We start from the raw sequence: 10596 nt of genomic DNA on the forward strand, positions 1-10596 counted from the left end.
TCATCGAGCGTAAGGATAAGCAGCTAGAGGTACTGCGTAGCAAGCAGGAGGGCTAAAGTTTGAACTTTTTAATGATATTTGCGGGGATTGGCGGGGGCGTAATGATGCTTTCTGGCCCGTGGTCAGATAATGGGTTTTTCTCGATTGTTGCGTTCTTGGGGCTGTCATTGTTCGCTGGCCACGTAATGTTGAGCCAAGAAGGTGAAAAAGGTAAGGCCATTATTTTAATTGCAGGACTGGGCGCATTACTTGGTTTGTTGGGGTTAGCGACATTGGTAACTGGCAAGCTTGAAGCATCTACCCGCAAGGGTGATCAAATTTACTGGTTATGGTCGTTTGGGGTCGCTTCTTACTATTATTGGTTCCAAAAGTTCAACTTAGGAAAGCTTTTCTCAGGGAAAAAAGAGGGAGTGGCCACAGACGAGTGGGGCGTTCCAGTTAAAGCTGAAAAAGCGCCAGAAGTAGACGAAGAACCAAGCCGATTTACAGGTGAAACGGCCTCTGAACGCCGTAGGTCGCACGTTTCCAGCGTTGGCAAAGATGAAGATCCGGAGAAGAATAAAACCTTTATGGATAAGGTATTCGACACGCTCACGGACGCAGACAAAAAGCCTAAAGCTGACATCGAGATCGATATGACGGATTACCTAAGTGATCCGGAGTCTGTAGGTCATTTACCTGAGAAGTTAAACAAGTCTGACGGGGTTTTCAGCGGTCGCTTGCTCGATGAAAATCTACGTATCAGCACCGAAGATAGAGCCGTTATTATCGGGCCACCTGGTACGGGTAAAACTGCGTTTCTGGTATCGCAGTTATTACACTGGGCCGAAACCAAACGCTCGTTTGTGTGTCTCGATATTAAGCCAGAAATTTGGGGTATTACCCGCGAAGCATTAGAGCGCCAAGGCTATAAGGTATTGGCTTTCAACCCTACCGCACCAGGTACGTTACGTTACAACCCGTTGGATGATCTGGACTCTCCGGAAGCTATCGGGGAACTGGTGGCCAACACCATCACCGGCACAAATGAAGAAAACGCTGTTTTCTACGAAACAGGTCGTGACTTGCTGGATTGCATGATTGGCTATCTCCAAAGCAAGAACGGGCGCGCTACGCTCCCCCAAGTTCGCTCTTTGCTTGGTGAGTTCGACAGCTCAGAGGCGTTAATGGATGAGCTACGCCGCTCTGACGATGAAATGGTGGTTGAGCTGGCCAACGAGCTGAAAATGGTCGGTGAGAATGAACGCTTGTTCGCTTCGGTGGTTGCTTCGCTTCGTGCTGGCCTACGCTTCTTGCGATACCCGTCTATCAGAAATGCCCTAGGTGAGTCTGACTTTTCCCTTGATGATTTATGCGGTGATCAACCTGTGGCGCTGTTCCTCCAGTTTGAGGAAGGTAAGGCCGAAATGCTGCAACGCCTGACCGCTATGATAGTTGGCCACATCATGCGCTATCTGATTGACCACACGGATAGACCGCCAGTGTTGATGATGTTGGATGAAATCGGCAACGCAAAAGGTATCAGCGGCCTAACCAGCAAGCTAAACACAATACGTTCCCGTCAGTTGCCTACGTGGATGTATTGGCAGAGTGCCAGCCAAATGAGCCTTTACAGTGACGGTAAAGCCGAAGGGCGAGACTTGATATTCGGAGCCTGTGACTTTGTTGGGGTGTTCCGGTTGAACGATAACGACACGGCCAAGTATATCAGTGAGAAGATAGGCACTGTGCATCGAATCATCACGCAGAACCAAGAAGGGTTTAGTCGCAGCACAAGTAATTCAGAGGGTATGTCTAGCGGTGGAGGCAGTGAAGATAATGCTGGACCTAACTCTAGTATGTCGAATGGCCATAGCAAAGGGTTGAACCATCAGCGTACCAAACAGCTACAGGAAGAAGCCGTAATTAAGCCCCATGAGCTGCAAGAACTGGTCGATGGTCAGATGGTTTGCATGTATCGCGGTGACTCATGGAAAGGTGAGGCTACGCCTTACTATCGTGAGTGGCCAGAGTACCACGGGGTTAAACCTAGCGTAGTTCGACCGCAAACCCTCGATGAAGAATATCCGGAGCCTGTAGCAACGGTCGAGGATGAATTACCAACGGTCAAGGATAACGGACAAGAGGTGAATTTGGATGACCTATTTAAAAAGCAGTAAGGCGTTGCTGATTATGCTTGTGTTGTCCGGTTGTCAGTCTACGGGCTTTCAGTCTGTGACTGTGCCGACATTCACCAATGAAGTGCCATTGAGCAAGCATCATCAGCGCCTCGATGGGGCTTTAGAAATTCGGTACCTGGAAAGCGCTGAGTTCGACCAAGCGTTAGCCTCCGGAGTTGGTGCGCTTGACGCTGGCAAAGTGAAAGAAAGCTATGCCAAGCGTGGCATTCCTCGTGGTTTTGCCACCCGTTCACCAGAAGGTGATTGTGTGGTTTACATGGAGCGCAAGCCCTCCAATGTAAACGATAGTACTTGGTTTTATGTGTTTGGCCATGAGGTGTTTCACTGCCTTATGCCGGACTTCCATTAATTTTTTTTCAGTGAAACAAAACAGTTGTTGGAGCTGGTAAAATTCCATCAGTAAATACGGGGCATCGGCCATCGTGAATCGGAATATAAAAGAAGAATTTAGTTGAGGCGTGGATTGGCTGCGGCTCGATGTTTTTGATTAACGAAATACGGAGCTTTGTATGAAAACATTTCTTAAAAATACCCTTATTATTTCAGTTGCAGTTCTGGCGCTTCAAGCCTTGTTGTTGGGTCTTGTTGTCAGTAATCCCAGCGCGATAGTAAATGGAGCTGATAGCTTCCTTGCTGGCTTAGTGGCCATGAATAAATTCACGGTAAGCATTGGTTTTATCACTGATATTCTGGTTGTTGTTGCCGCCCTGGTGTTGATCTTTCGTTTTGAAAAAGGCGTAACTTGGTTGGTGAAGTCTAAGCGCCTGTCACAATCACAAGCAGACTATCTACAGACCAAGAAAGTGCGTGTCCTTGTTGCGTTGTTAGCCGTTCCAATGTTGACGGTGATCGTATGACATTTACAAGCCTAAGCGACCTGTACTTCTTTGCTACAGGCGTGTACGCCCTTAACGTCATAACAAACATAGCTATCAGCACTAAGCTGATAGTTGCGCCTGTAATTGTGTTCGTTGTAACCGAGTTGATAAAGGCGATTGAAGGGGATGAAGAAGCTAAGGTGGTCATGCTTAACAAGCTGGAGATTGGCATTTATATACAAATGTTTGTGTTCCTGGCTGCGTTCATGCCGTTAGTGCCGTTCAAGGTGGATAGCTTCCAGCTATATAGCAAACAATGCGAAGGTTACGAACAACCCGCCATTGATAACGGCTTCTTTCGAGCTGATGGCCCCGCGAAGGATTTGCGGGTCATGCTGTCGAACAATGAGTTAAGGGTTCCGCTTATCATTGCACTGGCCCAAGCCTACGGAACGGGCTTCTCCATTGAATCGGTAGACCGCTTACCCTGTGGGTTTAACCTGACAGGAGCGCAAGATACCTTGATGAATAGCCGTATTATAGATACGGCCTTACGCATCGAGACAAAGGAGTTTGTAAAGCAATGCTATCAACCAGCCCTTAACAGGGCGTTACGTAATGGTGACAGTAACATGCCGTGGATAGATGATCCTCGCACAGAGTTACAGCCTTGGCCTGGTCATAATGCGTTTATGAATGATGCCTACTACGGGAACGTAGGAAGAGGCTTCTATTCTCAAGCCTTGTTACCTGGTTGGCAGGGGGCGCGAACCAATAGGGTTATCTCCAAGTGGTCTGAGAGCCAGCAAGCGGAAAGTAGAGGGGAAGTTGATTGCAGCGGTGGCCAGTGTATCCACCAAGTAGGCGGATTTCCTTCGTGTCGTGAGTGGTGGCAAGGTGTCGGAGCTGGTTATGGTGGTATCAGCGTTAGCACTAACGATATGAGTCTGCGTAAGCGTTTATGGGATAGTATGCCGGAGGGTGACAAGGACAAAGTGTGGCCATTACTTAAAGCGTCATACACCGATGGTTCCGATACTTGGTATCAAGACAGGCTTATGGAAAAAGCGTATTTCAGCAAGGTGGCCATGCACCGCATTCAAGGGGTTGAAACAAGAGACTATGGGCTTCAAAGTGAGGGGATTTGGGGGACGGCAGGCAATTGGTTTAACCGTCTCGTTGGTACGGCTGGCAATGCAATGATGATGATTCCGGATTACGCTGAAGCCAGTTTGATACAGTCTGCGGCCCCGATGATTAAAGGCGCTGCTGTGCTTATTTTACTGGTAGCCTTTCCGTTGGTTCTCCTGGTAAGTCAGTACAGCATTAAAATGGCCACTACCGTTGGTGCGCTATTTGTATCAATACAGTTTTGGCCGTTCTTCTGGGAGCTGACAATTGTGTTTCAGAAATCATTTATTGAGACTGTGGCCAACAGTTCTCAGATCCCTTTGGTTGATGTGATCACGGAGCCTAATACCATGATGAACAGTCAACGCCTGACAGATGCGCTATTTATTGCGTTCCCGTTTATCCTGACCTCATTATTAACCTACGCAGGATTAGGCTTAGGTGGAGCTATGGGGAGCTTTCAAGGTATGAGTAAGGGGGCTGGCAATGCTGGTCGGAAAGGTGGTGAGGCTGCAAATAAAGCTGGAGGTAAGGTTGGTAAGAAGGTGGCCACAAAAGGAATGAGCAAGTAATTAGCTTTATTGACAGTACCGTCAATTACCAGTATTATTATTGGTGAGTTAAGAGGGAGAAACAGTCGGATTGAAAAATCCTCCCCGCCCGCTTGCTAGACGGTGTTTTGAACGAGTAATGTCGGATTAAAACATACGCAGGTGTTTGCGCAAGACGCATCGTAACTAGGTAATTCGGAAGTATATTTGTAAGGTAAGAGCTCTGTATCAACAGAGCTTTTTGCTTTTTATTTATGCCTATTTTTCTTTCTTCTTTTATGTGCGCGAGAATTTTGCTTTTTACTCTCTAAAGGTTTGCGCCCTTCCATTACGTTTCTTAAGGCAATAACAAAAGGCTTAGAATCGTCCCTTGCTGGGTTTATTAGTTTTTTGGCCTTTGAGTTTACATTTGGATCTACACAATATGCGCTTTCTATGAGCATGCTGGCTTCTTTGCTGTTAATTTTTGTGAGTACGAAAAAGACGAGATAGACCTCTTCAGGTCGATCTTCTATTTCTAAAATCCCACTGAGGCATGTTTTGTCATCACCAGCATTAGCTAATACAGTTACGTGAGAAGGGGTTTCTTCTATTAGCGCTACGAACTTTGGAAAAAGAAATGAATATTCCCATTTCTCTTTGCAAAATATACGAGACTCTTTTATTTTTGGAGGGGTCTTTACTTGTTGGTAATTGCCTTCGTGATGTATATAGCTATTCAGCCAATGACCGCTTCCCTCTAATTTTGCCCTATTAGCTTTATCATCGTCTGTAACTTCTCTGCTAAATAGGTGGTTCGTTGGTCTCATATGCACAGTGATAGGCCGAGTATCTCCATTTTGGCAGTCCATATCGATAATCAATGATAGATCTTTTAAGTGGTCAATCTTGTATTCGTTATCATCAACTTTAATTGGATCGAAATTGTTATTTTTCGTCAAGTTTGCAATCCTGTAGAGAAGTTAAGTGTGTTTATATTTATTCTTTACGAACCCATTGGCCACCGTTGTCGGCTGAGTTTTCACCTTCAAAGCTAGTAGCAATATCATTATCACCGTTGAGGCGGTAAGAGTTAGAAAAGCTATTCTCACTGTCATAATCATTTTCTGGCCTGTCAGTTGTTCCAACGCCTTCCTCCATTGTTTCTAAAATTGACTCAAGGAGTATCTTGCCGAATGATTTTAGTGGGTTCATATCTTAATCCTAATTAGAGGGCTGTTTTTAACAGTTTCCCCCCTAGTTATAGTAATAAATATCAAGAGAAGATGTTTTTAACATAATGCCCGTTGTCGGCGCTTTTCGGGGGTTTTTGTGTTATCCCCCGAATTATGCTTGTAAGCTCTATTTTTGTAGTTTTTACTACTTTTCTCTTGTTTCAAGTTTAAGCCTATAACTTGTATGTAAATTGGCCAATAAATACATTGTAAGTATTTTAGAAGTATTTATAAAGTATTAAAAAAGTCTTTGTTGTCCTTTCATGAAGTTTTCAGCAGCAAGTAAGGCTTGTTGTCGAATGTAGACTGCGACAGGCATTCCTAGTCGCTTTGCGACACCTTCAATTAGTTCAAATTCAGCATCATTCATATTCATAGTAAAGCGCCCTTTCCGTTTTTGGTTCGCTGGCATCTCTGGTCTGCCAAGTTTGGTGTCTTTGCTTTCCGTTCCTGACTCCCAACTGCTATTAGGGTCTTGCTTTGTTTCTTCAATCCAATTTTTAGTCATGGGTTTTCTCCAGAATATTATTTACCAAAGCTTGCACTTCTGTGCGTGCTCTTTTGGTTCCGTTTAGGGAATCTGTTTCGCGGGTGAAAATGGTTTTGTAGTCATTCATTGTTCTGGCGTAGATAGCCAGGTAACTAATGAGTTCATGGTTGGGGGCTAAATGAGTTCGAACTTCTTTCTGATCGCTTACCCGTTTATCGAAACAGCTTAGTACGTTGATAAGGTTCTCAGGTTCTACAAGGCTGTTGATTGCCTTAGCGCTATCCAAGTCAAGGCGTGAAGCTCTAACTGGAGCCACAACGACAGAGCTATTTTGGATAATGGTTTTTTCTTGATTATTCAGGTTGGCCGTAGGTCTGAAATCAACAATGAAAAAGTCACAATCAGGACGGCTATTCGGATATTGGTCTGTAACATCGAATGCGAAACCGCCCCTTTTATAGGTGTTATAAAGTGCAAGCTGCGGATCTGCATCGTAGGCTAGGACTCTCTTTCCATGCTTCACTGTCAGGCAATCAGCAAGGTGTGCGGTTAAAGTTGTTTTGCCTACCCCCCCTTTTGGAGACCAGACTGAAATTATTTTCATTTTTTTTACCCCTGATTCTTGATTTATTTAAACGTAAAAAATGCTTTTAAAGCATTTAATAAGTACTTATAAGTGACTTTAGAAGTATTTATAAAGTATGTAAATAGTAGAGTTTGCGTTATTTGAAAAAAGGGCGTATAAAGTGATCATGTTTAAAGTGATCACGTGTAAATAGTTATGACGCAACCAGTTTTACAGAGAAGCCTTGGGCTTAGACAGCCGTCTCTTGGCCGTAAAATGAGTGCTGAGGGAGTTCCCTTCAAACATCTACACGCAAAGATCCCCGCTGAACTTTACGAGCGAATGAATAGCATCTTAAAGGCTAAAAAAGCCAAAGGTGAGGGTTTGACCAAGATTGATGTGGTTGAGGCTCTTATACGCGAGTGGGTTGAGCAAAACGAAGAAGAATAGAAAGTAAAAAACCGCTGTTGGTAGCAGCGGTTCTTTGGAAGTATCAGAAAAAGACGAAAAACCAAGTTCTGACACCGAAATGTAGGTCTTAATTATGGGCGTTAGTAAGCGAGCCGTCAACGGCTAAATGCTACAAATCGCCCACACTTGTCAATCGCCCGTCTTTTTTTCTGCCACTTCCCCAAATGCACCAGGCATGGCGTAGGCTTTCGCGTAGCTGCTCACATTGGACGCACGAGACTGTTGGTGAGCTTCTCCTGGTGTTGGATAGAACGGGGATACCTCACATACTATCCAGCGTACGACGCGCACCACGGCGCTCTGTGCTCGCAACACAGAGGCGTTTGCACTTGTGGGTAACGGGGAACCAACCACGGCCACCACATTAAAAACGGCGAGGCAGTCCAGTCCATAGATGGGGACTAAAGCAAATGCAGTATGTCATCGGTGTGTCTCTCCGGCGCGTGAGGGGGGAGTTGGCTTGCAAAGTCAGCTTACTAATTTTAGCGGAGAGCAAGGCGGACCATCCCAAAACCGTTATACGGTGGCAGGAGGGCGAGCCTATCTTGGAGCGCAGCGGAAAGATAGCGAGCATAGGGTTTTTAACAAAAATAAAAAAAACCTTATTGTTCTTTGGGGAGTGACTACTGTGGGCTAGGGGAGTTAACTGCGTGTGTAGCCTGTGGTCAACTCCGAAGGATTGTCCATCAGGCTATGCACCAGTTATCCCCCGATTTCCCGAAGGGAAAAGTCCCTGTAGTTGAACGACCATCTTTTAGAGGATTGAATAATGCTTAAAGCCGAATTGTATGCAACAAATCAGAATGGAAAGTTATCCTTTGATTGGGATAATCTGCAATTACAGTTTGATGATTTTCATGGCGAAGTCGAATTTCTGATTAACAAGGAAAATGCGGCTTCTGGCCATAAGGAAAATGATTTGATGCTTTATGATTTAGAATTTACTAGAGGTAAAGCTGGAGAATTAATTCTACTGAGTTGTCTTGTCAGATAATGGAGGTTACATGGAGTTAGGTGTAGGGCTACACATTTTTGAATATGTTGCCGGAGGGGAAACCCTGTTTTGCTGTGTCAGCAAAACAGATTATGAAAAATATGGGGACAAATGCTTTTCAGAACCACGGATTACAAAAGGGGTGTCCGATGATCAAGATGAAGCATTCCAGGACTATCAACTCAATTTTATTTTGGCCGCTGATGTTGGCCTTGAACCTGACGAACGGCACGCTCACTAGCTGCCAAAATTTACAGGGCAAATAAAAAGGGCGCTTACCAAAAGCGCCCTTTTTATTTGCGTCTCAATTACGACAGATCGCCCACGTTGTAGTAGTTAATTTTCTCGATGGTGATGCAGTTCTATCGCCCCTCTAGTTTCATCCGGATTAGTATCAAATTCATTGTAGGGAATTTGATGCGGGGCTGAGTTATCGCGTCACTCCTAGGTGAGTTGAGCCGCAAGGCGAGACGAACCGAGAGGGAGTGACGCGATAGCGTATTGAAGCGCAGCTTCAACAGAATAAAGAGGGGGAGATAAAAAATTGACAGTTTTGGAGAGGGATGGTACATTTTACGCACAACATACGTAACCCTAGTACGTTGTAAAAACGAAGCATTTGCTATCGTGAAAACGGGAACTGAACTTCGGTTTCCACTAGAGATTTGAGAGTGTCGATACTCACAAAAAAGCAGAAGTACGAGAACCGGAACTCGCCCAAATACCGAGATTTAAGTGAACCCTAAACAACACCATTATCCAGGAGATTTAAGTGATCCCTAACACACCAAAAAAGGAGATATGTAATGACCTAACTAACCCTGTGCTACGCACAAAAACTTAAATACAACTTGCCGTGTACGCCCTGTCGGGAAGCAACCAAGTTGAGGCTAATTGGCCACTTTGAACTTACGTCTTTATCTGACTTCGGTCAGGAATCATACGCTTCCAACGTATGGTTGACGTTTAACACTTACCATTTGGATTTTTCGGTTCAAATAGTTAGTTGGGGAAATTATGAGTACATTGAAATATCAGCTTCAAGGGCTGATGAAGCGCAATGCTGACGGTAGTTTTGCAACTAAAGCTGAACGCCACAAAATACTGTCTCAGGCCGCTACGCAATTAAAAGAGGGTGGTTATAAACTGCCTAATCCAAACTCGCTTAAACCAAAGCATGTTGAATACTTGGTTGAGCGTTGGAAATCAGAAAAGCTTTCCCCTAGTACGATAAAAAATCGTATGGCGCACGTCCGATGGTGGGCTGAGAAAATCGGCAAATCATCCATGCTCCCCAAGTCCAACTCTGGCTCAAATCACGCGATAAAACTCGATATAGAAAAGCGCTGCTATGTTCCTACTGAGAGCAAGGCTAAAGATTTAGACCTAGAGAAGTTGGCCAAAGTTGGTAATTCCAATGTCAAACTATCCTTAAAGCTCCAAAAAGAGTTCGGTTTGCGCCGAGCAGAAGCCATTAAATTCAGACCGTCTTACGCCATTCGTGGTGACAAATTGGTGCTAAAGGCATCTTGGTGTAAGGGTGGCCGCGCTAGAGAACTCCCCATAAGAACAGAATCACAGCGAGAAGTGCTGCGAGAAGTTCAGCAAGCGGCAGGGAATGGCAGCTTAATCCCTAACGATAAAACGTATATCCAGCAACTTAGATCCTATGAGCGAGAAACCAGCAATGTTGGACTCGATAAAATGCATGGTTTACGTCACATGTACGCACAAGAACGCTATCACGAGTTAGCAGGGTGGAAATGCCCGTTAGCAGGAGGCCCAACAAGCAAAGAACTGTCTCCGGAAGAAAAAGCAATTGATCGTGATGTACGCAACCTAATCACAGAAGAACTCGGCCACACCCGAGAGCAAATTACCGTTCAATACATAGGCCGATAGGAGGTTAACTTGGCTGTAAAAATTACACATAACGGGGAATCAGGTATGTTCATTCCAGATTCGGAGTGGAAAACATTCATAGCGAAGGTTGAATCCCTAAATGAGAAAAATGAAGCGCTGGAGCTGGAGGTAGAAAAGGCTCGGGGTGAACAGAAGTACAAGCTTAAAAAGCTGTCTCAAATCATCGAGCGTAAGGATAAGCAGCTAGAGGTACTGCGTAGCAAGCAGGAGGGCTAAAGTTTGAACTTTTTAATGATATTTGCGGGGATTGGCGGGGGCG

14 protein-coding genes are annotated in these 10596 nt (G+C 44.9%); 9 read left to right on the forward strand and 5 right to left on the reverse strand.

Annotation, left to right across the window (positions count from 1 at the left end; all coding sequences use genetic code 11):
* Positions 1-59 precede the first annotated feature (59 nt).
* From MHN32_RS22825 to MHN32_RS22840, 4 genes are all read left to right on the forward strand, one after another.
* Positions 60-2159, forward strand: a complete 2100-nt coding sequence (locus MHN32_RS22825) for a type IV secretory system conjugative DNA transfer family protein (RefSeq protein WP_239422895.1) — start codon at positions 60-62, stop codon at positions 2157-2159.
* 13 nt (positions 2160-2172) lie between these two features.
* The gene (locus tag MHN32_RS22830; protein WP_239422896.1) at positions 2173-2529 is read left to right on the forward strand and encodes a hypothetical protein; all 357 of its coding nucleotides are present in this window, start codon (positions 2173-2175) and stop codon (positions 2527-2529) included.
* 160 nt (positions 2530-2689) lie between these two features.
* Positions 2690-3037: a hypothetical protein gene (locus MHN32_RS22835; RefSeq protein ID WP_239422897.1), complete on the forward strand. Its 348-nt coding sequence runs from the start codon at positions 2690-2692 to the stop codon at positions 3035-3037.
* A complete protein-coding gene (locus MHN32_RS22840; RefSeq protein ID WP_239422898.1) occupies positions 3034-4701 on the forward strand; it encodes a conjugal transfer protein TraG N-terminal domain-containing protein in 1668 nt (555 codons plus the stop codon). Before MHN32_RS22835 ends, MHN32_RS22840 begins: the two co-directional genes overlap by 4 nt.
* A gap of 227 nt (positions 4702-4928) precedes the next feature.
* On the opposite strand, the gene MHN32_RS22845 is transcribed toward MHN32_RS22840, so the two are convergent.
* The 4 genes from MHN32_RS22845 to MHN32_RS22860 form a co-directional block, all read right to left on the reverse strand.
* On the reverse strand, positions 4929-5621 hold the full coding sequence (locus MHN32_RS22845) for a hypothetical protein (RefSeq protein ID WP_239422899.1): 693 nt from the start codon (positions 5619-5621) through the stop codon (positions 4929-4931).
* Between the two features lie 37 nt (positions 5622-5658).
* Complete coding sequence (locus MHN32_RS22850; RefSeq protein WP_239422900.1) at positions 5659-5874, reverse strand: hypothetical protein; 216 nt, start codon at positions 5872-5874, stop codon at positions 5659-5661.
* A gap of 258 nt (positions 5875-6132) precedes the next feature.
* The gene (locus tag MHN32_RS22855) at positions 6133-6402 is read right to left on the reverse strand and encodes a hypothetical protein (protein ID WP_235404556.1); all 270 of its coding nucleotides are present in this window, start codon (positions 6400-6402) and stop codon (positions 6133-6135) included.
* The gene (locus MHN32_RS22860) at positions 6395-6988 is read right to left on the reverse strand and encodes a ParA family protein (protein ID WP_235404558.1); all 594 of its coding nucleotides are present in this window, start codon (positions 6986-6988) and stop codon (positions 6395-6397) included. Before MHN32_RS22860 ends, MHN32_RS22855 begins: the two co-directional genes overlap by 8 nt.
* A gap of 177 nt (positions 6989-7165) precedes the next feature.
* Here MHN32_RS22860 and MHN32_RS22865 point away from each other — a divergent pair, with 177 nt between their 5' ends.
* Positions 7166-7399 carry a hypothetical protein gene (locus MHN32_RS22865; RefSeq protein ID WP_239422901.1) on the forward strand — a complete coding sequence of 78 codons (234 nt, stop codon included), beginning with the start codon at positions 7166-7168 and terminating at the stop codon, positions 7397-7399.
* Between the two features lie 150 nt (positions 7400-7549).
* Here MHN32_RS22865 and MHN32_RS22870 read toward each other — a convergent pair whose 3' ends face one another.
* Positions 7550-7774, reverse strand: coding sequence for a hypothetical protein (locus MHN32_RS22870; protein ID WP_239422902.1), 225 nt, complete (start codon positions 7772-7774; stop codon positions 7550-7552).
* 415 nt (positions 7775-8189) lie between these two features.
* Between MHN32_RS22870 and MHN32_RS22875 the strand changes: the two genes are divergently transcribed.
* From MHN32_RS22875 to MHN32_RS22890, 4 genes are all read left to right on the forward strand, one after another.
* A complete protein-coding gene (locus MHN32_RS22875) occupies positions 8190-8414 on the forward strand; it encodes a hypothetical protein (protein ID WP_235404561.1) in 225 nt (74 codons plus the stop codon).
* 10 nt (positions 8415-8424) lie between these two features.
* Positions 8425-8655, forward strand: a complete 231-nt coding sequence (locus tag MHN32_RS22880) for a hypothetical protein (protein WP_239422903.1) — start codon at positions 8425-8427, stop codon at positions 8653-8655.
* A 776-nt stretch (positions 8656-9431) separates the two neighbouring features.
* Complete coding sequence (locus tag MHN32_RS22885; protein WP_239422904.1) at positions 9432-10316, forward strand: phage integrase N-terminal domain-containing protein; 885 nt, start codon at positions 9432-9434, stop codon at positions 10314-10316.
* Positions 10317-10325: 9 nt separating this feature from the next.
* Positions 10326-10553, forward strand: coding sequence for a hypothetical protein (locus tag MHN32_RS22890; RefSeq protein ID WP_239422905.1), 228 nt, complete (start codon positions 10326-10328; stop codon positions 10551-10553).
* The last annotated feature ends 43 nt before the right edge of the window (positions 10554-10596 follow it).

The organism is Pseudoalteromonas sp. Of11M-6, from assembly GCF_022347905.1.
Taxonomy (GTDB): Bacteria; Pseudomonadota; Gammaproteobacteria; order Enterobacterales; family Alteromonadaceae; genus Pseudoalteromonas.

Bases quoted from the DNA above. Each gene is read 5' to 3' on its own strand.
- MHN32_RS22835 (WP_239422897.1), top strand. From the start codon at position 2,690: ATGAAAACATTTCTTAAAAATACCCTTATTATTTCAGTTGCAGTTCTG.
- MHN32_RS22865 (WP_239422901.1), top strand. From the start codon at position 7,166: ATGACGCAACCAGTTTTACAGAGAAGCCTTGGGCTTAGACAGCCGTCT.
- MHN32_RS22855 (WP_235404556.1), bottom strand. From the start codon at position 6,402: ATGACTAAAAATTGGATTGAAGAAACAAAGCAAGACCCTAATAGCAGT.
- MHN32_RS22885 (WP_239422904.1), top strand. From the start codon at position 9,432: ATGAGTACATTGAAATATCAGCTTCAAGGGCTGATGAAGCGCAATGCT.
- MHN32_RS22830 (WP_239422896.1), top strand. From the start codon at position 2,173: ATGCTTGTGTTGTCCGGTTGTCAGTCTACGGGCTTTCAGTCTGTGACT.
- MHN32_RS22880 (WP_239422903.1), top strand. From the start codon at position 8,425: ATGGAGTTAGGTGTAGGGCTACACATTTTTGAATATGTTGCCGGAGGG.
- MHN32_RS22840 (WP_239422898.1), top strand. From the start codon at position 3,034: ATGACATTTACAAGCCTAAGCGACCTGTACTTCTTTGCTACAGGCGTG.
- MHN32_RS22860 (WP_235404558.1), bottom strand. From the start codon at position 6,988: ATGAAAATAATTTCAGTCTGGTCTCCAAAAGGGGGGGTAGGCAAAACA.
- MHN32_RS22875 (WP_235404561.1), top strand. From the start codon at position 8,190: ATGCTTAAAGCCGAATTGTATGCAACAAATCAGAATGGAAAGTTATCC.
- MHN32_RS22850 (WP_239422900.1), bottom strand. From the start codon at position 5,874: ATGAACCCACTAAAATCATTCGGCAAGATACTCCTTGAGTCAATTTTA.